This is a genomic window from Rhodoluna limnophila (genome assembly GCF_005845365.1).
Lineage (GTDB): Bacteria > Actinomycetota > Actinomycetes > Actinomycetales > Microbacteriaceae > Rhodoluna > Rhodoluna limnophila.
This window is the reverse complement of the sequence record NZ_CP040509.1, coordinates 1,379,417-1,398,704: the sequence shown is the minus strand read 5'-3', so window position 1 is coordinate 1,398,704 and position 19,288 is coordinate 1,379,417. Positions and strand designations below refer to the sequence as shown.

Below are 19,288 nucleotides of genomic sequence, written 5' to 3'. Positions count from 1 at the left end.
CCGCATCCCCCGATGACGGCATCCTGTGGATATGTCCGAGTATTGATTCAACTCAATACCGACCTTAAAAAGCAAATTAACACGGTGTGTCGAATCCAATAATTTTTGAATCTTTGTGTAAGACTTTTGTGTTTTTCATTAATCAGGCCTAAAAACTTGACCAGATCTAGTTATTTGGCGTAGGTTTAACAGGTTGCTCTGCATCTGGAACGCTAATTAGTTGGTTAACCAACACGAACGCAAACGTTCCAACCCAAACTTGCAAGATCCAAAAACGGAGAAGAATCCATGTCGAAGCGTACTTTCCAGCCGAACAACCGTCGTCGTGCAAAGACCCACGGTTTCCGTCTACGCATGCAGACCCGCGCCGGCCGCGCTATCTTGGCCGCTCGTCGTCGCAAGGGCCGTTCAGAGCTTTCTGCTTAGTCCGGGCTCACTGCCCTAACCGGTCGCCAAGCCTCGGTAGTCAACAGATGTTGGCCCGCGAAAACCGTCTGCTCAAGGCAGACGATTTTCGTATGACCATGAAAACTGGTCGCAAGGTTGGTTCAGACCATCTAGTTATCTATCTAAAGCGGGATGAGGCATTGCCTCAGGCCCGCTTTGGCTTTGTGGTGGCAAAGACGGTAGGTGGCGCGGTAAAAAGAAACCTGGTCAAGCGCCGAATGCGCGAAATTGCTCGGGAATTACTAAAAGAAGTAGACAGCCAAATGACAGTGGTTGTGCGTGCCCTACCCGGTGCGGCAGAGCTGGACTGGAATAAACTTCGAGAAGAACTTAAAACCGCGTTTTATACAGCGGTACATAAGACGGCCAAGTCATGAATCTTGTAATTCGGATTTGGTTGGCACCAAGAAACTTTCTGGTTTTGCTTATCAAGGCCTATCGCAAAGTGATTTCTCCGCTTTATGGAGATGTCTGTCGGTATTACCCGACTTGCTCGGCGTACGGTTTGGGGCAAATCCAGCAGCGCGGCGTGGTTTTCGGATCTGTTCTAACGGTTCTGAGAATTTTGCGCTGCAACCCGTGGTCGCAAGGTGGCGTCGACGAGGTAAAACCAGGCTCCGGCCGGTTTCGGGTAACTGAAAACGGCTTTGTAGTACCAAACCTTAAGAAGGGTTAGTAAATGCCAGATCTTTTATGGCCAATCAAGTGGGTAATTGAGCTCATTCTTGTTGCCTCACACACACTGTTCACTTCACTTGGCATGGGCGCCACCCAAGGTATTACCTGGGTGCTATCCATCATCGGTTTGACCGTTGTGGTTCGTGCTGCACTTATCCCAGTGTTTGTAAAGCAAATCAAGAGCCAGCGCAACATGATGAACGCGCAGCCAGAATTGCAGAAGCTGCAAAAGAAGTACAAGGGCAAGACTGACCGCGAGTCACGCGAGAAGATGGCTAAAGAGCAGATGGAGCTGTACAAGCGCACTGGCTCAAACCCATTGAGCTCATGTTTGCCGCTTTTGATTCAGATGCCGATCTTCTCGGGCTTGTTCTTTGTACTGAATGATGCTCAGAATTCAATCAACACTGGCAACGCCGGTGTAGGCCTTATGAACCTTGAGCTATCCAACCAGTTTGCCCAGGCAACCCTGTTCGGTGCTCCCCTAAAAGACACGTTCTTGAGCAGCTCTCTGCTTGAGGTAAAGATCTTGGCTGCCGTCATGATCCTTGTGATGACCGCTACGCAGTACATCACCCAGAAGCAGATCATGTCTAAGAACCAGAACCCTGACGTGATGAACTCTCAGTACATGCAGACTCAGAAAATCATGTTGTACGTATTCCCATTGATCTTCATGATCTCGGGTATCTCGTTCCCACTGGGCGTTATGTTCTACTGGCTAGCATCGAACTTCTGGACCATGGGCCAGCAGTTCATCGTGATTCGTAACATGCCTACCCCTGGCTCAGTTGCTCACAAGGCCCGCGAGGAGCGCTTGGCCAAGAAGGGCAAGCTGCCTAAGGCTGAAGCAGTAGCCGAGGTTGTCGAAGAAGAGAAGCCTCGCCAGCGCACTCAGCCAGCTAGCAAGACGCGTGCCAAGAAGTCCACAACCACTCCAACTACCAAGAAGGCGGCACCGAGCAAGAGTGCGCCTACCAACAAGGGTAAGAAGTAATAACTATGACCACTGAAGAACTAAAGCCAAACGAAGAGTCGTCGGTAAAGGCCCTTGAGGAAGAAGGCGACATTGCCGCTGACTACCTAGAGGAACTGCTCGACATTTTCGATCTTGATGGAGACATTGAAATAGATGTACGTCAGGGCCGCGCTTACCTAGAAATTACAGCGGGTGGCGAAAGCAACCTGCGAGTAATTTCTGACCCAGAGACTGTTGAAGCGCTGCAGGAGCTGACCCGCCTTGCCGTTCAGGTAAAGACCAACAGCTTCAGCCGTTTGATCCTTGATGTTGGTGGCTCGCGCCAGGCTCGCGTTGACGAGCTAACTCGCATCGTGAACAAGCTGATTGCCAAGGTAAAAGACACCGGCGAGACCGTTCCTATGAAGCCAATGTCTTCTTATGAGCGCAAGATTGTGCACGACATCATTTCAGAGGCAGGCCTAGTGTCTGAGTCTGAGGGCGAGGGTCGCGACCGTCACATCGTAATTAAGCCGGCTATCGCCGAGTAAGTTACTCGTCATGTTTCACGTGAAACATTGGTAACAAGTTACTCGTCCAAGTTTCGGCCAGCGTGTCTCAGCACAGCTTCGCCACGCTCGGGCCTCGCGTGAAACATTGGTAGCAGTTATCAACATCAGGTCGGGAACTCCCCGACCTGATGTTTTTTTGGAAAGATGAATTTATGAGTGAAACGCCAGACTTCACACCAGAGGCCGAACCTGCGATAGCCGCCTCGATTTTTGGTGCCGGTATTGATAAAGCGCGCGGTTATGCGGCAGCGTTGGTCCGCGATGGCGATGAACTTGGCCTATTGGGTCCGCGTGAAATGCCAAAGCTTTGGTCACGTCACATCCTGAATTCTGCTGTGGTTGCTGAACTAGTGCCTGCAGGCAAGAAAGTCGCCGACGTTGGATCTGGGGCTGGTTTGCCAGGTATTCCGATGGCAATAGCCCAGCCGGATGCCGAATTTGTGCTTATTGAGCCAATGGAGCGTCGTTCTAACTGGCTAAAGCAGCAGGTTGAAGAACTTGGTCTAACCAATGTGCGGGTAATCCGTGCTCGTGCTGAAGAAGTTGGCGAAGCATTCGATATTGTTACAGCTCGCGCTGTTTCGGCTTTGCCAAAATTGCTTCGGATGACCGTTCCACTAACCCGAAACGGCGGCGAGATCATTGCTCTAAAGGGCTCGAAAGCAGCTGATGAGATCGAAGAGTCTAAATCCCTACAGAAAAAGCTAAAAATAGCCGGATTTGAGATCTTGGTAACAGGTGGCCAGCACCTCGCCGAGCCGACTACCGTGGTACGAACTACGCTAGTCTGAAGTTTTAGATAATCCATTGGAGTTTGTTTTGAGCGAGCAGCAAGTGTCTCAAGCCGAGGCCTCTTCAGTTACCCCTGCCACCGTTTTTCCGGGGCACGGTTACCCAGCGGATCGCATCGAGACTAGCCCAGAGCCAACCGGTTGGATTGTTTCACGTGAAACAATCACCGAAGTTAAGGTCAAATAATGGCATTTGTTGAGACTCCCCTAGCTCGCGAGCTGGCAAGTAACACTCGCAGACTTCAAATCATTGCCCAGCAAACCCCACCAAAGCCAAACCGCACCAGGGTAATTTCGGTTTCAAACCAAAAAGGTGGCGTTGGTAAGACCACTAGCACCGTAAACCTAGCTGCCGGACTGGCTAGCAAGGGCCTAAAAGTGCTGGTTATTGACCTAGATCCACAGGGAAATGCCTCGACAGCCCTCAATGTGCCTCACCAGGAAGGCACCAGAGGAATTTATGAGGTCTTGACCGAGGGCGCCAGCATCGAATCTGTCGTACAACAGTGCTCAGAGAGCCCAAATTTGACCTGTGTTCCGGCCACGATTGACCTAGCCGGTGCCGAAATCGAGATCGTCACCCAGATAGAGCGCACCAACTGGCACGCTATCTTGAAGCAGGCAATCGATGCCTACCTTCAGCCGGGCCAGGGTCACGATGTTCCAGATTATGTTTTTATCGACTGCCCACCGAGCCTTGGCTTGCTAACGGTGAATGCCTTTGTTGCGGCCACCGAGGTGTTGCTGCCGATTCAGTGCGAGTACTACGCCCTCGAGGGGTTATCGCAGTTGCTCAGGAACATTGAGAGAGTTCAGCAGGCGCTCAACCCACAGCTTGTTCTATCGACGATCTTGTTGACCATGTATGACTCAAGAACTCGACTGGCCGCACAGGTGGTTGCAGATGTACGCCAGCACTTCCCTGCTCAGACTTTGGACTCAGTTATTCCTCGCAATGTTCGCGTTTCTGAGGCTCCAAGTTTTGGGCGCACGGTAATCACGCACGACCCATCTTCACCCGGGGCCATCTCTTATCTAGAGGCGGCCATCGAAATTGCAATTAAGGGAGCACAGAATGGCAGATAAGAAATCGGGCCTAGGCCGCGGTATCGGTGCACTGATTCCAACCTCACCGTTGGTCAGTGAAAGGCCTATCGATGTGTTCTTTGGCGGCGACTCGGCGGCCCCAGAGGCCAGTGTTGAAGCGGAAGTTAGCCTAGTTGAGGTTCCGGGGGCACGCTTCGGACACCTAGACGTAACCGCCATCATTCCCAACCCAATGCAGCCTAGATCGGTGTTCGAGCCAGAGGCTTTTGCTGAGTTGGTTCACTCGGTTCGCGAGTTTGGCGTCCTTCAGCCAATCGTGGTTCGCCCGCTGGGCGAGGCAGATGGCAAGCCAACCTATGAATTGATCATGGGTGAACGCCGACTTCGCGCTTCAAAGGAAGCCGGATTGTCAAAGATCCCGGCGGTCATTCGCGAGACCGCTGACGACAACATGCTTCGTGACGCACTGCTTGAAAACATTCACCGCGCAAACCTAAACCCGTTGGAAGAAGCCTCGGCTTACCAGCAGCTTTTGGCTGATTTTGGCATTACTCAGGATCAGTTGGCCGAGAAGATTGGCCGTTCGCGCCCGCAGATCACTAACACCATTCGATTGCTTAAGCTGCCAATCAGCGTGCAGAAGAAGGTTGCTGCCGGCGTTTTGAGCGCCGGTCACGCTCGTGCAATTCTCAGTGTGGTCGACGAGTCGCGCATGGAGCACTTTGCCAACAAGGTAATCAACGAGGGCCTCTCAGTGCGTTCCCTAGAGGAAATCGTTGCCCTAGATAAGCCAAATAAGCCAGGCAAGGCCACAATTACCCCTGGTGGACGCCAGGATTCACTAAAAACCCTTGCTGACAAACTCGGTGACCGCTTGGATACCAAAGTCAGCATAGTTTTGGGCAAGAAAAAAGGTCAGCTGGTCATTGATTTTGCGACAGTTGGCGATCTAACCCGCATTCTCAAAGAGCTTGGCGTAGACACCCAACACTAAGTTTCACGTGAAACATCGGCCCACATTCTGACGGGGCGGTGGTTGCGGGACCGTGTAGGCCCCCTTTTGGATTTAGCCGCGGTTATTGCGTGCGGCCTCGGCTAGCGAGTAATAAACCTCACCCAACGAGTTACCAGAAGCGGTGACAGCTTGCGGCAGCAGTGAGGTTTCGGTAAGCCCAGGCAAGACGTTTGCCTCTAGGAACCAAACCGCACCCTGATCATCAACAATTAAGTCGATTCGTGACAGGTGGCGCAAACCAAGCAGCTCGTGAGCCTTGATGGCAATCTCAGCGGCTTTATCGGCCAGCTTTGGGGTCAAACGTGCTGGAACGAAGTAATTGGTCTCACCGGCTGTGTAGCGCTCGTCATAGCCGAATTTACCGTCTACAGGCTCAATCTCGACGGCTGGCAACGCGATTGGTCCGGCACCGAGGTCAATAACGCTCACAGCCAGTTCTGTACCAGCGATGAACTTCTCAATGATTGCGACATCGCAGTAGACATAAGCGTCAATCATGGCCCGGTTTAGTTCAGATTGGTCATGCACAATCGAAACACCCTGGGCCGAGCCGCTCTTGGCAGGCTTAACCACTACCGGAAGCGAAATCGACTGCGTTACAGCCTTCAACACACCTTCGGCGTCTAGCTCTCGGAAGGTTTCTTTAGGCAGGGTGACCGATGGAGGCGTTTGAATACCTGCCTGAGCGACCAAAACCTTTGCAATTGACTTGTCCCAGGCCAAACGAGCTGCAGCAGCGCTGGCACCAACGAATGGAACACCGGTGAGTGCCAAAATGTCGCGCAGTGCGCCGTCTTCACCGCTGGCGCCGTGTAGGCAAGGCCAAATTACATCCGGCTTGTCTTTGAGAATGTTGGCCAGGAGGTCGTGATCTGGCTCGCGAATTACAACTTCAGCACCGAAATCAGTCAGAGCATCGGCTACGCGGCGCCCAGACTTCAGTGAGATGTCACGCTCGTGGGAGATACCACCTGCAAGAACCTGAATTTTCAGTTTGGCTGCGGAGTTACCCTTGACGATCATGATTATTTTCCTTTTTTAGCAAAGGTTTCTAGTAATTCGGTTTGGAGATTGATCACATTTGCGAGGCGCTTGATTCCAACATTGATGTTCTCAGGTGTTGGATACGAGTAGCAGACTCGAAGCTTGTTGTGACCGGTTCCATCGCCATAGAAGGCCGTTCCCGGGGTGTAGGCAACCAATTCCTTGACCGCCAGCGGGAGCATAGCCTTTGAGTCAATGCCGTCAGGCAGAGTAACCCATAGGTAGAAACCACCATCAGGGCGCGTGGTTTCAAGTTTTGGCAAATATTCGTGCATTGCAGCCAGGGCAGCATCGCGACGTTCACGATAAACCCCGCGGAAGGTATCAATCTGACCCTTCCAATCGGCAGTTGCCAAGTATTCGCTGATCATCATCTGACCAAATGAGGTTGGGCACAAAATTGCCGACTCATTGGCCAAAACCAACTTGTCACGGATGGCCGGCGGGGCAAGCACGTAACCCACACGGAAACCCGGTACCAAAATCTTTGAGAACGAGCCCAGGTACACAACGCCGTCTTCATCCATGCTGCGAAGAGCGTCAGGAACCGGCTGGTCGAAGTACAAAAGGCCGTAAGGGTTGTCTTCAACCACCAGGATGTGCTCGCGCTTACAGATTTCTAGGATGCGAGGTCGTCTTTCGGCAGAAAGGGTGACACCTGAAGGGTTGGCGAAGTTGGTAACTAGGTACAAGAACTTGATGGTTCTGCCCTGAGCCTTCATGCGGTCGATGGCCTCTGAGAGCGCCTCTGGCGAAATACCGGCGTCATCGGTGTAAACGTGCTCTACATGGGCTTCATAGTGGTTGAAAATGCCCAAAGCCCCCACGTAACTTGGGCCTTCAGCCAAAACCACGTCACCGTGGTCAAGGAACAGGCCTGAGAGCAGGTCTAGGCCGTGCTGAGAACCTGTGGTGATGACGATGTCTTCTACAGAGCTGCTGATGCCCTCGAGTGCCATTAGGTCACGGATTTGGTCGCGAAGAACTAGGTCACCCTGGCCGCTGCCGTACTGCATTGCCAGCGCACCGCGCTTGGCCATCATGCTCTCGTAGGTCTGCTGAAGGAGTTCTTGAGGCAGCGCAGCCACGTACGGCATGCCGCCCGCGAGAGACACAACCTCTGGACGAGAAACTACAGAAAAGAGTGCTCGAACCTCAGAAACAGCAAGGGTTTGCGCGCGCGCAGCGTAAGAATCCAACCATGAATCGAGGTTGTTGGCTTGCTGCTGGCTTTCGGTCATTCAATAAGTCTAGTTAAAACCAGACTACTGAAGGAATTCAGCCAAGTCGTTTACCAAAATTTGCTTTGGCTTTGCGCCAACCATGGCCTTGACAACCTGGCCACCTTTGAAGACCTGAAGCGCTGGAATACCGGTGATGCCGTACTGCTGGGCTAGGCCAGGCTCGTCATCGACGTTTACCTTGACGACCTCGATTTTGTCAGCGTACTCTTCGGCAATCTGGTCAAGAATCGGTGAAACCATGCGGCACGGACCACACCACTCTGCCCAGAAGTCAACAAGCACAGGCTTGCTGCTTGATAGAACGTCAGCCTGGAAGCTTGCGGTGGTTACATCTTTTGCCATGATCGAATCCTTTTTGAAAATGTGCAGTTATTTGAATCTAAACAAAGGTTTCACGTGAAACCTTCAAAGAAAATTAGTGGTTCATTAGATAGTGCTCTGCGTCTAGCGCAGCCACACAACCAGATCCGGCAGCAGTAATTGCCTGACGGTAGGTAGGGTCAATGACGTCGCCACAGGCAAATACGCCCGGCAGGCTGGTCTTTGATGAGCGTCCTTCAACCTGGATGAAACGCTCAGGGGTCAACTCGACCTGGTTTTCAACCAGCCAGACGCGTGGGTCGTTACCAACAGCGATGAATAGACCTTCTAGAGCAAGCTCCGAAGTTGATCCATCAACGGTGTTTCGCAGGGTTACACCCTCGAGCTTGGCCTCACCGTTTAACTCGGCGATCTCTGAGTTCCAGATGACCTCGATCTTTGGGTTTGCCAGAGCGCGCTCCTGCATGATCTTTGAGGCCTTGAAGGTGTCGCGACGGTGAATGATGTAAACCTTGGTCGCAAAGCGGGTCAAGAACAGCGCCTCTTCCATTGCTGAGTCGCCACCGCCAACTACTGCGATGTTCTTTTCGCGGAAGAAGAAGCCGTCGCAGGTGGCACACCATGAAACACCGTGGCCAGACAGTTCCTTCTCGCGTGGCAAACCAAGCTCGCGGTATGCCGCTCCGGTTGCCAAAATCACAGTTTTGGCCTCGAAAGTCTCGCCACCGCCGGTCTTGACGATCTTGATGTCGCCCTTGAGGTCAACCTCTACAACGTCATCCATCAGGATCTCGGTGCCGAAGCGCTCTGCCTGCTCTTGGAAGTTGGCCATGAGCTCTGGGCCCTGAAGGCCCTCTGGGAAACCAGGGAAGTTTTCAACTTCGGTGGTCTTCATTAGCTCGCCACCAGCCTCAACAGATGAGGCAATCAGCAATGGCTTCAAACCCGCGCGTGCGGTGTAGATACCTGCTGTGTAACCGGCTGGACCGGAACCAATAATGATGACGTCGCGCAATGTATTCTCCTCGAGCCAAAGCTCGTTCTAAATCTGGGTGATTCACCCTAGTCAGCCAATATTACCGGCGAAGAATTCCCTTGATCCCGGCCACAGCCGTTTCTATTTCGGGAACTTTTAGGAAACGGAGGGTTACGACGTAGATGGCGAGCATGACAAAACCGGCGATCAGGCAGCTGAGCACCGAGCTGAGCACAGTTTGAACCACAAAGGACTGAGCCGAGATGCCGCCCAACGCCTGAAGGGTGGCCCAACCACCGAGGGCGGCTACAACGCCCGCGGTGACAAATTGGATGCTTGAAACTGCAATTTTGTGCTCGGAAAGCTTTCCGATGCGCCTACTGAGCAGAACGTAGGCAATTACCGCCTGAATCAAAATGGTCACGCTGGTTAGTGCTGACAGGCCGACCACCAACCATTCCGCCGGAACGGTGACCGCCATGGTTAGCGACCCGGCGACGTGAATTGTGATTTGCACCAGGGTGAAACCAAACGGAGTTCTTGTGTCTTCAAGGGCATAGAACGCACGCTGCATCATGTAGACAAAGCTGAATGGCACCAGGCCAAACATCAGGGCGATCAAAACATTGCCCAGCGCAATGGTGGCTGGCAATTCACCAACAAAAATGCGCGAAATTGGGTAGGCCAGCACAATCAGGGCGACGGTGGAAAACACTGAAATCACCGATATGGTGCGCAAACCAGCGGCAAGGTCTGCTTTGAGCAGGTGGATTTTGCCATCCTGAACGTGATTGGCCATCTTGGTGAAGTAAACAGTGGCAATCGATACAGTGCCCACCGAGTGCGGAACCATAAAAATCAGCCACGCGATGGCCGCCGCCGCGACCGAGGCCACCGCAGGGTTGGTGTCACGAGCGCTAACTGCGCCCGAAGCCACGATGGTCTGGACCAGGCCACCGATTTGGGTGACCACCACCATTCCGAGCGACCAAGAGGCCGCTTTGAGCGCAGGGCGAAGACCAAATCCGCGCCATTTGAAGTTGAAGCTGAGTTTTAGGTCGACCTTTTTCCAAGCAACGAAGAGAATCAATGCCTGGGCAGCAACACCCGCGGTGGCACTGCCGGCCAACAGGGCGATTTGTGACGAGGTCCAGTCCTCAACGGCTCGAGAACCGGTTGGGTCGGCGCCGAAAATCACAACAAAAGCAACCAAACCGGCCATCGAGACCAGATTGTTGAGCACTGGAGCCCACATAAACGGCCCGAATGTGCTTCGAGCATTGAGCACTTCACCCAGAATCGAGTACAAACCGTAGAAGAACAGCTGGGGCAGGCACCAGTAGGCAAAAGCCGTCGCCAAGGCCAGTTGCTGATCAGTCCAGCCGTTGGTGTAAATCGACACCAAAAGCGGCGCCGCCAGGGTGGTAATCAGGGTTACGGCAAAGAAAACCGTGATTATCAGGGTTAGTAGGCGGTCAACGTAGCCCTTACCGCCATCGGAGTTAGACCGTGCCTTCACAATTTGAGGCACCAAAACAGCGTTCAAAAGCCCGCCAACAATGATTGCGTAGACGTTGTTTGGCAGCTGGTTGGCAACACCAAATGCGTCGGCGGCGTCAGTGGTTACACCGATGGCTGCTGCCAGGATTACCGCGCGAACAAAGCCCAGAATGCGCGAAAGGATGGTTCCGCTGGCCATGAGAAGCGAGGATCTGGCAACGCTCAAGCTTGAACCTCTAACGACTCGGCGTCCTCTGCCTCGTGGCGCAGGCGGTTTTTACGTTTGGTGCGAATCACACCCACTGTTCCGAGCAAAACCACGAGGGTGCCGAGGCCAATCAATAGAAACGACTCAACATCGGCGTTGATTTCCATTGTTATGACCACTGAACGACCAAGTTGGATGCCAGAAAACGTGGTTAGCCAAACCTGAAGGCCTACGCCCCCGTTGGCAATAGCCTTGACCGGTACCTGGGCGGTAACTTCGGTTTGGGCCGGAACCACGATTTCAACGACTTCTGGAACAATCAGGCGGCTGTTGTTTGGTTGAGCGTGAACGTGAACGCGCACGTCTTCATCGAAGTCGTTTTGGATTCGAATCGGAACCTTGGATTCACGTGAAACCAGGTTGATGTCTGAACCGCGAACTACATAAACGCCATCTACCTCGACCTCACGAACGTCAGTTTTGGCGAGCGGATTGGTTGGAACTGACGCCGATGAGGCAGAAATTGAACCAATTGCTAAAACCGCGGCCAATGCCAGCGACAAAAACCGCCGCACTAGAGGTTTCTCTCAATCCACTCTTCAACCCCACGCGCAATTCTGCGCTCGTTTTCGTGGGACAAGGTCTTTTGTAATCCGTCTACGGCGAACCATTTGACGTCTACGGCCTCGTGCTGAGGGTCGTTTTCAACGGTTAGCTCGCCACCAATCTGGCGCATCAAAAAGTGATGCACGGTCTTGGAGATCAACTTGTGACCAGCGGCAAATTCGTAGCGAATTGAGCCCAAAGCCTCAATGATTTCGACCTCGAGGCCGGTTTCTTCGGCAATCTCACGAACCGCCGCTTCTTCGAGGGACTCTTGGCCCTCAGGGTGGCCTTTTGGCACGCACCAATCAATGCGTCCACCGCGATTTAGGCGCCCAATCAGGGCTACCTGCAATGAACCGTCTGCTGCCAAAACAAAACCACCCGAAGAGGTTTCTTCAACTCGCGTTAAGCGGCGACCACGATTTGGACCGGCGCTCTGTTGATTCATAAAGCAACTCTAAACCTTTGGCCAAGCTAAATGGGCAGGCTGTGGCACGATTGAAGGCATGCGCTCTGTGGCTGAAGCTTTGGCAAATCTCGAACGGACTACCGATAGTCCCCTATTTGTCACACTCGGTCGAATTTTCACCGATGCCGGCCATGAAATCTCGCTGGTGGGCGGCCCGGTGCGCGATGCCTTTCTTGGCCGCAAGGCTCCAGACCTAGATTTCACCACTTCGGCCACCCCCGATGAAACCATCGCGATTCTCAAGCCGCACGTTGATGCCTTTTGGGACATTGGGCGCGCTTTTGGAACCATCGGTGCCCGAATGGGTGACGACACCGTAGAAATCACCACCTACCGCGCCGATAAATACGACGTCGATAGCCGTAAGCCCGAGGTTGCGTTTGGCAAAAGCCTTGAAGATGACCTTTTTCGCCGCGATTTCACCGTCAATTCAATGGCACTGCGACTGCCAGACAAGGTGTTTGTTGACCCATTCAAGGGGCTCCAAGATCTGATTGACGGCGTCCTCCGCACCCCTGGCAAGCCTGAAGATTCATTCAGCGACGACCCGCTTCGCATGATGCGCGGTGCCCGCTTTGCATCGCAGTTGGGGTTTGAAATTGAACCGGCAACCTTTGATGCCATGACGGCAATGGCCGAGCGGATTGAAATTATCTCGGCCGAGCGGGTTCAGGTTGAACTAACCAAATTGATGCTTGGAGACAACCCTCGCGCCGGGCTTACCGCCCTGGTTGACAGCGGTTTGGCGGCCTTGGTCTTGCCAGAATTGCCCGCCCTAAAGCTTGAATCTGATGAACACCACCATCACAAGGATGTCTACGAGCACACCCTTACCGTGGTTGAGCAGGCAATCGATTACGAAAAGGATTACAACCTCGAGGGTGACTTCATCCTGCGCTTTGCCGCTCTGATGCATGACTGCGGTAAGCCGGCTACCAAACGGCTTGAGCCCGGTGGCGCGGTTTCGTTCTATCACCACGATGTTGTCGGGGCCAAGCTTGCTGCCAAGCGCATGAAGGCACTGCGGTTTGATAATGACTCGATCAAGGCGGTTTCTCGGCTAATTGAATTGCATCTGCGGTTCTTTGGCTACAGCGACCAAGCCTGGACCGACTCGGCAATTAGGCGTTACGTACGCGATGCTGAAGATCAACTGCTGCGGCTGCACGCGCTAACCCGCGCCGATGTGACCACCAGAAACAAGCGCAAGGCCGACCGGTTGGCCCATGCCTACGATGATTTGGAGCACCGAATCGCGGTCATTCAGGAGCAGGAAGAGCTGAATTCGCTGCGCCCAGACCTTTCGGGTGAACAGATTATGGCGATTCTGGACCTCCGCCCAGGCCGCGAAGTTGGCGAGGCTTATAAATTCTTGATGGAGCTGCGTCTAGAAGAGGGCCCGATTGGCCCAGAAGAAGCAGAAAAACGCTTGCTTGCGTGGTGGCACAGCCGGTAGGCTAGAGAGGTTGTCTATTGGGCTCAGTCCCATGTTCTTGACAACAGCTATGCAAGACCCTCCTGTCACGGAAAGTCCGTGACCGCTCTAGTCCAAAGGAGGTGGGTTAGTTATGCATAAGTATGAGCTCATGGTAATTCTCGATCCATCGATCGAAGAACGCACCGTTGCTCCATCCCTAGACAAGTTCCTCAACGTAATCCGCAATGCTTCAGGCACTGTAGACAACGTTGACCTTTGGGGTCGCCGCCGTTTGGCTTATGAAATCGCTAAGAAGACCGAAGGCTTCTACGCAGTTGTGAACATGACCTGTTCATCAGCAGCAGTAGTTGAGCTTGACCGTCAGCTAAAGCTTTCTGAGGCTGTTCTTCGCACCAAGGTGCTACGTGCAGACGAGGCAGTTGTAAACATCAAGCCTGTAGAGGTTCCTGAGGTTTCAGCTGAAGAAGCTGCTGCAGAGGCGCCTGCTAAGAAGGCACCAGCTGCAAAGTCATCAACCAAGAAGGCCGAGTAAAGTCACATGGCCGGGGAAGTCAACGTAACGATTGTTGGAAACCTAGGTAACGACCCTGAACTTCGCTACACCCAGGGCGGTATCGCAGTTGTTTCACTAAACGTGGGTTCAACTCCACGTACCTACAATCGTCAAACCAGCGCGTGGGACGACGGCGAGACCGTATGGGTTCGCTGCACCGCCTGGCGTGAAGTAGCTGAGAACATCGCTCAGTCACTCACCAAGGGAACCCGCGTTGTGGTTACTGGGCGACTAAAGCCAGCATCTGCTTACCAGACAGCACAGGGTGAGGCTCGCGCTTCACTAGAGCTTGAGATCGAAGAGATTGGTCCGTCGTTGCGCACTGCAACCGCATCAGTCACTCGTCGTGCTCGCGAAGCTGGCGCTGGTGCAGGAGCCGCTGCAGTTGCAAGTGACCCTTGGGGCGCTGCACCTGCTGCATCAAAGGCTTCAAAGCCTGCCGATGACGCATGGGCAAACCCAGGTACCGCTGCTACCGGCGACGACACCCCGTTCTAATCAGACTTTAAAGACAAAATTTAGGAGAAATCATGGCTGCAAAGAGCGATCCTCGCAACAGTAAGAAGCCAAAGCGCAATGCAAAGAACTTGAAGGATGTGCCAGCCAAGGCAATCAAGGTCGGCGTTATTGACTACAAGGACGTTGCAACCCTACGCAAGTTCGTATCAGACCGCGGCAAGATCCGCGCTCGTCGTATCACCGGTGTTTCTGTTCAGGAACAGCGCCTCATCGCCCGTGCCGTAAAGAACGCTCGCGAAATGGCTCTAATGCCATACGCAGGCGCTGGCCGCTAAGGAGAAATCGAATGTCAAAGCTAATTCTGACCAATGAGGTCTCAGGCCTAGGTGGCGCAGGTGACGTTGTAGAGGTAAAGAACGGTTACGCACGTAACTACTTGCTTCCACGCGGCTTCGCTGTTCTATGGACCAAGGGTGGCGAGAAGCAGATTGAGTCAATCAAGGCTGCTCGCGACGCACGCGCACTATCAACCGTTGAAGATGCACAGGCTCTAAAGGCTGCTCTAGAGGCAAAGGCTGTACGCCTTACCGCTAAGGCTGGCGTTGGTGGCCGTTTGTTCGGTTCTGTAAAGACCGCTGACGTTGTAGCTGCAGTTGCAGCTGCAGGCCTTGGCGAGCTAGACAAGCGCAAGGTTGCATTCGTTGCACCTATCCGCAACTCAGGTGAGCACCTAGCTACCGTTCGTCTTCACGGCGACGTTGTAGCAACCATCACCCTGCAGGTAGTAGGCAAGAAGTAATTTACGACTTGAAGTAATTCAAGAAGTTCAAGTGGGTCGCCTTCGGGCGGCCCACTTTTTTGTTTTTGCAGAACGTGCCCCGAGCTGATCAACCGATGAGCGGTCCTGGACAAGTTTTGACAGGACAAATTTCAGAAATGTACGGTTCTCCACCTGTGGATAACCGGTGGATAACTTTGCGCGACGGGCCTCCGCGGGGCGGGTTCGGCGTGTCGCGACAAACCCTAAGGTTATGGTTTAGGGTTATTTGAGAAAAGTTATCCACATAGATGCATCCCAGTAAATTACTGGATTTCACCCAAAAATCCAGATATTGTCCACAGTACTTTCCACAGGTTGTGCACAGTTATTACCGCGTGTCTCCACAGTTATCCACATATCTGTACACAAGCCGTTTTCGCTTATCGGTGTCAGTGGTGAATGCTAGACAGGTATTGGGTCAGTATTGGGCCAAAAATAGGAGAAATTAATGTCGCTTTTGTCTGTTCCACCGGTTGATCCAAGCCGCGGAAACGAGCGAATGCTGCCAAACGACATGCTTGCCGAACAGAGTGCCCTGGGTGGCATGCTGCTTTCACCAGAGGCCGTTGCCGAGGTTCAAGAAGCAGTTCGCGGCGGAGACTTCTACGCACCCAAGCACGAGGTTATTTTTGAGGCCATCCTTACCCTGTTTTCAAAGGGTGAGCCGACCGACGTTATTACCGTCACCGATGAGCTAACCAAATCAGGCAACCTGGTAAAAGCCGGCGGAGCCGATTACCTACACACCCTCACCTCGATTGTTCCAACCGCTGCCAACGCTGGCTTCTACGCCCAGATTGTTGCCGAAAAGGCCACCCTGCGCCGCTTGGTAGAAGTGGGCACAAAAATCGCTCAGCTTGGCTATGCCAACGAGGGTGAAGTCGAAGACCTAGTGAACCAGGCCCAAGCTGACGTCTATTCGGTTACTCGCGGCGCTGCAAAAGAAGACATCGTTGACCTCAACGACTCAATTGAGGCTGCGATTCACGAAATCGAGCAGGCTCAGAGCCGCGGCGGCGACATGGTTGGTGTGCCAACCGGATTTGCCGAGCTTGATGAACTAACTCACGGCCTCCACGGTGGCCAGTTGATCATTCTGGCCGCCCGCCCAGCCGTTGGTAAGTCAACCCTGGCGCTTGACTTTGCCCGAAATGCTGCCATCAAGCACAAGCGCGCAACCGTTTTCTTCTCACTTGAAATGGGTCGCGCAGAAATCGCTATGCGAATGCTGTCGGCTGAATCACAAATTCCGCTTCAGAACATGCGCAAGGGCTCTTTTGCCGATAGCGACTGGACTCGCCTAGCCGCGGTTCGCGGTCAGATCAACGATTCCCCGCTTTACATCGATGACAGCCCAAACATGACTCTGGTTGAGATTCGCGCCAAAGCCAGGCGCTTGAACCAGCGCGTTCCGCTAAAGATGATCGTGATCGACTACCTTCAGCTGATGACCTCGGGTAAAAAGGTTGAGTCGCGCCAGCAAGAGGTATCGGAGTTCTCACGAGCCCTAAAGCTTTTGGCAAAAGAACTCAACATTCCGGTTATCGCGATCTCGCAGCTAAACCGAAACTCAGAGCAAACCAAAGACAAAAAGCCTGAAATTTCGCAGCTTCGTGAATCGGGCTCGCTAGAGCAAGACGCCGACGTGGTGATTCTGCTTCACCGCGAGGCACTCGGCGAACGCGAGCACCCACGCGCTGGCGAGGCAGATTTGATTCTGGCCAAGCAACGTAACGGACCTACCGGCACGGTTGTGGTTGCCTTCCAGGGCCAGTACTCGCGCTTCATGAACATGAAGCAGTAGTTGGCCCCGGCCAATCGCCCTGACGCAGCGTGAAACAATAGATTTATGCGCATTCACCAGGCAATCCAGGCAACCACTGCTCTTGCAGCAGGCATTTTCATCACCTTTTCACAGGTGCACGATTCCAGCACGGCACTAATCGGTCTTCTCGTGCTTTGCGCTGGCTGGCTGGCGGCATCGGTGACGACTGCGATAAAAAACTTCGGCGAAACTGGCACCTCGGTGCACATTGTGGTTGCCGGCGGAACCATCTTGATGGCCATTCTCGCAATCCTGACAGCAAGCAGCCCGATTTACTTTGGTACCTGGCTGCTTTTGGCGCACTGGGGTTTCTATGGCGCGGTAATCGAGGCGATTTTTGCCAAGCAGGCCCCGGCCAAAACCCCGGCTCGACGCGACCACCTGATCAGCATGGCGCTGGGATTAGGACTCTACCTATCCCAGGCCATCATCATGATTGCTGGCAACGACCCGGTTAGCCAGGTCGGATTCTTTGGCGCTTACGCGGTAATTATCGGTGTGCACCTTGGAATAGCGGCGGCATCACCAGCGGTTGCTAAGTAGCAGAATCACAAATTCACCCCGATAACTAAGGCGTAGGCTTAACCCATGGCAAAAACCCCTAAGAAAAAATCTGAAGCACGCAGCTTGCGCACCTACCTTGGGCTATCGCTGGTTGCGGCAGTATTTGTCGGCCTATTTGTGCAGGGTGGCGTTCGCGACATCAACACAACTTTGATTTGGTCTGGATTGACCTTCATTATTTCTCTAGTCACCATTGCAACTCTGGCATTGACTGTAAAAGAGAATCCGGGTGACCCTAACGAGCCAATGCTCAAGTAGCACCTGACCTAAGCAGCAGAAAAGGGCGGCCAAAGGCCGCCCTTTTCGTTTACCCGATGCGCAAAAAGCGCTCAGGAGAAGTTACTTCTGAACTCGCTTTGCTAGCTCTGACGCAACACCAACGTAGGTGTGTGGGCGCAGGGTAAGTAGGCGATCCTTGGCCTCTTGACCAATTTCAAGGCCGTTAACAAAGGCAACCATGTCTTCGCCGCTGAGGCGCTTGCCGCGAGTTAGGTCCTTTAGCAGGGCATAAGGGTCGTTGATGGTCGAGCGGCCAGCTGCAACCTCGGCACGAATCACAGTCTGGATGGCTTCGCCGAGGATCTCCCAGTTGTCGCTTAGGTCGGCGTCTAGAACCGGAAGCGAAAGGTCGATCTCATTCAAGCCACGAGTCACGTTATCGATTGCCAACAGCGAGTGACCAAGGCCAAGACCAATGTTGCGCTGAGAAGATGAGTCGGTGAGGTCACGCTGAAGGCGTGAGGTAATCAGTGTTGAAGCTAGGCTGCCCAGAATTGCGTTTGAAAGCTCAAGGTTTGACTCGGCGTTCTCAAAACGAATTGGGTTGATCTTGTGCGGCATGGTTGATGAACCTGTGGCGCCGGCGACCGGAATCTGCTTGTAGTAACCCATTGAGATGTAGGTCCAGATGTCGGTGCAGAGGTTGTGCAAGATGCCGTTGAACAGTGAAACCGCTGTGTAAAGCTCAGCCTGCCAGTCGTGAGACTCAATCTGAGTGGTCAGTGGGTTCCAAGTTAGGCCAAGTCCGCTAACAAAGTCTTCAGATTCCTTCGGCCAGTTAACGCTTGGTGCTGCGACCACGTGGGCCGAGAAGGTTCCGGTGGCACCTGAGAACTTGCCCAGGTACTCGGTGGCTTCGATGCGCTTGATCTGGCGCTCTAGGCGGTGCACGAAAACGGCGATTTCTTTGCCCATGGTTGACGGGGTTGCCGGCTGACCGTGAGTGTGTGAAAGCATCGCCGCATCGGCGTACTTCGCCGAAAGTTCGCGAAGTTTTGCGGTTAGTTTTTCGACGCGAGGCAACCAAACATCCTTGATTGCATCACGAACGGTGATTGCGTAGCTGAGGTTGTTGATGTCCTCAGAGGTGCAGGCAAAGTGGGTGAGTTCAAGCAGGTCGTTTCGGCCCAGCTCTGACAACTTGCCACGGATGAAGTACTCGACGGCCTTCACATCGTGCTTGGTAGTGGCCTCAGTTTCGGCCAGAGTTGCCACGTCTGCATCTGAGAAGTTGGTCACGATTGCTCGAAGCTGGGCAATCTCAGATTCACTGATGCTGGTTCCGGTACCAAGTAGGTCGTGGTTGGCAAGGTGGATTAGCCATTCGATCTCCACCGCAATTCGGGCACGGTTTAGGCCGGCCTCTGACAGGTGAAAACCTAGGTCAGAAACAGCGGCGCGGTAGCGGCCATCTAGCGGGGAAAGGGGCTGAATTGAAAGATTACTCACCTGTCTATATTGCCGTAAGTTCTGC

Annotated in this window: 25 protein-coding genes; 17 read left to right on the top strand and 8 right to left on the bottom strand. The window is 53.4% G+C overall.

Features of this window, described 5'->3' with window-relative positions; translation table 11 throughout:
- The first annotated feature begins 288 nt into the window (after positions 1-288).
- From rpmH to FFA38_RS06825, 9 genes are all read left to right on the top strand, one after another.
- Positions 289-426, top strand: coding sequence for a 50S ribosomal protein L34 (rpmH, locus tag FFA38_RS06860; RefSeq protein ID WP_138276009.1), 138 nt, complete (start codon positions 289-291; stop codon positions 424-426).
- Positions 427-473: 47 nt separating this feature from the next.
- Positions 474-824, top strand: coding sequence for a ribonuclease P protein component (gene rnpA, locus FFA38_RS06855; protein ID WP_138276008.1), 351 nt, complete (start codon positions 474-476; stop codon positions 822-824).
- A complete protein-coding gene (yidD, locus tag FFA38_RS06850) occupies positions 821-1,123 on the top strand; it encodes a membrane protein insertion efficiency factor YidD (protein ID WP_138276007.1) in 303 nt (100 codons plus the stop codon). The genes rnpA and yidD overlap by 4 nt, the downstream gene beginning before the upstream one ends.
- A gap of 3 nt (positions 1,124-1,126) precedes the next feature.
- Positions 1,127-2,122 (top strand): membrane protein insertase YidC, encoded by a 996-nt coding sequence (gene yidC, locus FFA38_RS06845; RefSeq protein WP_138276006.1) that lies wholly within the window; start codon positions 1,127-1,129, stop codon positions 2,120-2,122.
- A 5-nt stretch (positions 2,123-2,127) separates the two neighbouring features.
- The gene (locus tag FFA38_RS06840) at positions 2,128-2,634 is read left to right on the top strand and encodes a Jag family protein (RefSeq protein WP_138276005.1); all 507 of its coding nucleotides are present in this window, start codon (positions 2,128-2,130) and stop codon (positions 2,632-2,634) included.
- Positions 2,635-2,807: 173 nt separating this feature from the next.
- Positions 2,808-3,446, top strand: a complete 639-nt coding sequence (rsmG, locus tag FFA38_RS06835) for a 16S rRNA (guanine(527)-N(7))-methyltransferase RsmG (RefSeq protein ID WP_138276004.1) — start codon at positions 2,808-2,810, stop codon at positions 3,444-3,446.
- Between the two features lie 28 nt (positions 3,447-3,474).
- Positions 3,475-3,633, top strand: a complete 159-nt coding sequence (locus FFA38_RS06915; protein ID WP_172956031.1) for a hypothetical protein — start codon at positions 3,475-3,477, stop codon at positions 3,631-3,633.
- Entirely contained in the window at positions 3,633-4,532 is a 900-nt protein-coding gene (locus FFA38_RS06830) for a ParA family protein (protein WP_138315969.1), read from the top strand. The genes FFA38_RS06915 and FFA38_RS06830 overlap by 1 nt, the downstream gene beginning before the upstream one ends.
- Positions 4,522-5,487, top strand: coding sequence for a ParB/RepB/Spo0J family partition protein (locus FFA38_RS06825; protein WP_138276002.1), 966 nt, complete (start codon positions 4,522-4,524; stop codon positions 5,485-5,487). Before FFA38_RS06830 ends, FFA38_RS06825 begins: the two co-directional genes overlap by 11 nt.
- Before the next feature lie 72 nt (positions 5,488-5,559).
- Here FFA38_RS06825 and FFA38_RS06820 read toward each other — a convergent pair whose 3' ends face one another.
- The 7 genes from FFA38_RS06820 to FFA38_RS06790 all read right to left on the bottom strand — a co-directional run bounded on the left by FFA38_RS06820 (position 5,560) and on the right by FFA38_RS06790 (position 11,855).
- Positions 5,560-6,531, bottom strand: coding sequence for a D-alanine--D-alanine ligase family protein (locus FFA38_RS06820; RefSeq protein WP_138276001.1), 972 nt, complete (start codon positions 6,529-6,531; stop codon positions 5,560-5,562).
- Between the two features lie 2 nt (positions 6,532-6,533).
- Positions 6,534-7,793: an aminotransferase-like domain-containing protein gene (locus tag FFA38_RS06815; RefSeq protein WP_138315968.1), complete on the bottom strand. Its 1,260-nt coding sequence runs from the start codon at positions 7,791-7,793 to the stop codon at positions 6,534-6,536.
- 24 nt (positions 7,794-7,817) lie between these two features.
- Complete coding sequence (gene trxA, locus FFA38_RS06810; RefSeq protein ID WP_138275999.1) at positions 7,818-8,138, bottom strand: thioredoxin; 321 nt, start codon at positions 8,136-8,138, stop codon at positions 7,818-7,820.
- A 73-nt stretch (positions 8,139-8,211) separates the two neighbouring features.
- On the bottom strand, positions 8,212-9,132 hold the full coding sequence (trxB, locus tag FFA38_RS06805) for a thioredoxin-disulfide reductase (protein ID WP_138315967.1): 921 nt from the start codon (positions 9,130-9,132) through the stop codon (positions 8,212-8,214).
- A gap of 61 nt (positions 9,133-9,193) precedes the next feature.
- Positions 9,194-10,819, bottom strand: a complete 1,626-nt coding sequence (gene murJ / locus FFA38_RS06800; RefSeq protein WP_138315966.1) for a murein biosynthesis integral membrane protein MurJ — start codon at positions 10,817-10,819, stop codon at positions 9,194-9,196.
- Positions 10,816-11,376, bottom strand: coding sequence for a DUF6049 family protein (locus tag FFA38_RS06795; protein WP_138315965.1), 561 nt, complete (start codon positions 11,374-11,376; stop codon positions 10,816-10,818). Before FFA38_RS06795 ends, murJ begins: the two co-directional genes overlap by 4 nt.
- On the bottom strand, positions 11,376-11,855 hold the full coding sequence (locus FFA38_RS06790; RefSeq protein WP_138275995.1) for an NUDIX hydrolase: 480 nt from the start codon (positions 11,853-11,855) through the stop codon (positions 11,376-11,378). The genes FFA38_RS06795 and FFA38_RS06790 overlap by 1 nt, the downstream gene beginning before the upstream one ends.
- A 58-nt stretch (positions 11,856-11,913) precedes the next feature.
- Between FFA38_RS06790 and FFA38_RS06785 the strand changes: the two genes are divergently transcribed.
- The 8 genes from FFA38_RS06785 to FFA38_RS06750 all read left to right on the top strand — a co-directional run bounded on the left by FFA38_RS06785 (position 11,914) and on the right by FFA38_RS06750 (position 17,793).
- Positions 11,914-13,332 (top strand): CCA tRNA nucleotidyltransferase, encoded by a 1,419-nt coding sequence (locus FFA38_RS06785; RefSeq protein WP_138315964.1) that lies wholly within the window; start codon positions 11,914-11,916, stop codon positions 13,330-13,332.
- A gap of 112 nt (positions 13,333-13,444) precedes the next feature.
- Positions 13,445-13,846 (top strand): 30S ribosomal protein S6, encoded by a 402-nt coding sequence (rpsF, locus tag FFA38_RS06780; RefSeq protein ID WP_138275993.1) that lies wholly within the window; start codon positions 13,445-13,447, stop codon positions 13,844-13,846.
- A 6-nt stretch (positions 13,847-13,852) separates the two neighbouring features.
- Positions 13,853-14,365: a single-stranded DNA-binding protein gene (gene ssb / locus FFA38_RS06775; RefSeq protein WP_138275992.1), complete on the top strand. Its 513-nt coding sequence runs from the start codon at positions 13,853-13,855 to the stop codon at positions 14,363-14,365.
- A gap of 32 nt (positions 14,366-14,397) precedes the next feature.
- Positions 14,398-14,661 carry a 30S ribosomal protein S18 gene (gene rpsR, locus FFA38_RS06770; protein WP_138275991.1) on the top strand — a complete coding sequence of 88 codons (264 nt, stop codon included), beginning with the start codon at positions 14,398-14,400 and terminating at the stop codon, positions 14,659-14,661.
- An 11-nt stretch (positions 14,662-14,672) separates the two neighbouring features.
- Complete coding sequence (gene rplI, locus FFA38_RS06765; RefSeq protein ID WP_138275990.1) at positions 14,673-15,125, top strand: 50S ribosomal protein L9; 453 nt, start codon at positions 14,673-14,675, stop codon at positions 15,123-15,125.
- Positions 15,126-15,594: 469 nt separating this feature from the next.
- Positions 15,595-16,950, top strand: a complete 1,356-nt coding sequence (gene dnaB / locus FFA38_RS06760; protein ID WP_138315963.1) for a replicative DNA helicase — start codon at positions 15,595-15,597, stop codon at positions 16,948-16,950.
- Between the two features lie 45 nt (positions 16,951-16,995).
- The gene (locus tag FFA38_RS06755; protein WP_138315962.1) at positions 16,996-17,514 is read left to right on the top strand and encodes a hypothetical protein; all 519 of its coding nucleotides are present in this window, start codon (positions 16,996-16,998) and stop codon (positions 17,512-17,514) included.
- 45 nt (positions 17,515-17,559) lie between these two features.
- Positions 17,560-17,793, top strand: a complete 234-nt coding sequence (locus tag FFA38_RS06750; protein WP_138275987.1) for a hypothetical protein — start codon at positions 17,560-17,562, stop codon at positions 17,791-17,793.
- 81 nt (positions 17,794-17,874) lie between these two features.
- Here the strand turns inward: FFA38_RS06750 and purB are convergent, their stop codons facing one another.
- A complete protein-coding gene (gene purB, locus FFA38_RS06745; RefSeq protein WP_138315961.1) occupies positions 17,875-19,263 on the bottom strand; it encodes an adenylosuccinate lyase in 1,389 nt (462 codons plus the stop codon).
- Between the last annotated feature and the right edge of the window lie 25 nt (positions 19,264-19,288).

What these genes read in the sequence shown, in the direction of transcription:
- rpmH (WP_138276009.1), top strand. Translation starts at nt 289, where the DNA reads ATGTCGAAGCGTACTTTCCAGCCGAACAACCGTCGTCGTGCAAAGACC.
- rnpA (WP_138276008.1), top strand. Translation starts at nt 474, where the DNA reads ATGTTGGCCCGCGAAAACCGTCTGCTCAAGGCAGACGATTTTCGTATG.
- yidD (WP_138276007.1), top strand. Translation starts at nt 821, where the DNA reads ATGAATCTTGTAATTCGGATTTGGTTGGCACCAAGAAACTTTCTGGTT.
- yidC (WP_138276006.1), top strand. Translation starts at nt 1,127, where the DNA reads ATGCCAGATCTTTTATGGCCAATCAAGTGGGTAATTGAGCTCATTCTT.
- FFA38_RS06840 (WP_138276005.1), top strand. Translation starts at nt 2,128, where the DNA reads ATGACCACTGAAGAACTAAAGCCAAACGAAGAGTCGTCGGTAAAGGCC.
- rsmG (WP_138276004.1), top strand. Translation starts at nt 2,808, where the DNA reads ATGAGTGAAACGCCAGACTTCACACCAGAGGCCGAACCTGCGATAGCC.
- FFA38_RS06830 (WP_138315969.1), top strand. Translation starts at nt 3,633, where the DNA reads ATGGCATTTGTTGAGACTCCCCTAGCTCGCGAGCTGGCAAGTAACACT.
- FFA38_RS06825 (WP_138276002.1), top strand. Translation starts at nt 4,522, where the DNA reads ATGGCAGATAAGAAATCGGGCCTAGGCCGCGGTATCGGTGCACTGATT.
- FFA38_RS06820 (WP_138276001.1), bottom strand. Translation starts at nt 6,531, where the DNA reads ATGATCGTCAAGGGTAACTCCGCAGCCAAACTGAAAATTCAGGTTCTT.
- FFA38_RS06815 (WP_138315968.1), bottom strand. Translation starts at nt 7,793, where the DNA reads ATGACCGAAAGCCAGCAGCAAGCCAACAACCTCGATTCATGGTTGGAT.
- trxA (WP_138275999.1), bottom strand. Translation starts at nt 8,138, where the DNA reads ATGGCAAAAGATGTAACCACCGCAAGCTTCCAGGCTGACGTTCTATCA.
- FFA38_RS06790 (WP_138275995.1), bottom strand. Translation starts at nt 11,855, where the DNA reads ATGAATCAACAGAGCGCCGGTCCAAATCGTGGTCGCCGCTTAACGCGA.
- FFA38_RS06785 (WP_138315964.1), top strand. Translation starts at nt 11,914, where the DNA reads ATGCGCTCTGTGGCTGAAGCTTTGGCAAATCTCGAACGGACTACCGAT.
- rpsF (WP_138275993.1), top strand. Translation starts at nt 13,445, where the DNA reads ATGCATAAGTATGAGCTCATGGTAATTCTCGATCCATCGATCGAAGAA.
- ssb (WP_138275992.1), top strand. Translation starts at nt 13,853, where the DNA reads ATGGCCGGGGAAGTCAACGTAACGATTGTTGGAAACCTAGGTAACGAC.
- rpsR (WP_138275991.1), top strand. Translation starts at nt 14,398, where the DNA reads ATGGCTGCAAAGAGCGATCCTCGCAACAGTAAGAAGCCAAAGCGCAAT.
- rplI (WP_138275990.1), top strand. Translation starts at nt 14,673, where the DNA reads ATGTCAAAGCTAATTCTGACCAATGAGGTCTCAGGCCTAGGTGGCGCA.
- dnaB (WP_138315963.1), top strand. Translation starts at nt 15,595, where the DNA reads ATGTCGCTTTTGTCTGTTCCACCGGTTGATCCAAGCCGCGGAAACGAG.
- FFA38_RS06755 (WP_138315962.1), top strand. Translation starts at nt 16,996, where the DNA reads ATGCGCATTCACCAGGCAATCCAGGCAACCACTGCTCTTGCAGCAGGC.
- FFA38_RS06750 (WP_138275987.1), top strand. Translation starts at nt 17,560, where the DNA reads ATGGCAAAAACCCCTAAGAAAAAATCTGAAGCACGCAGCTTGCGCACC.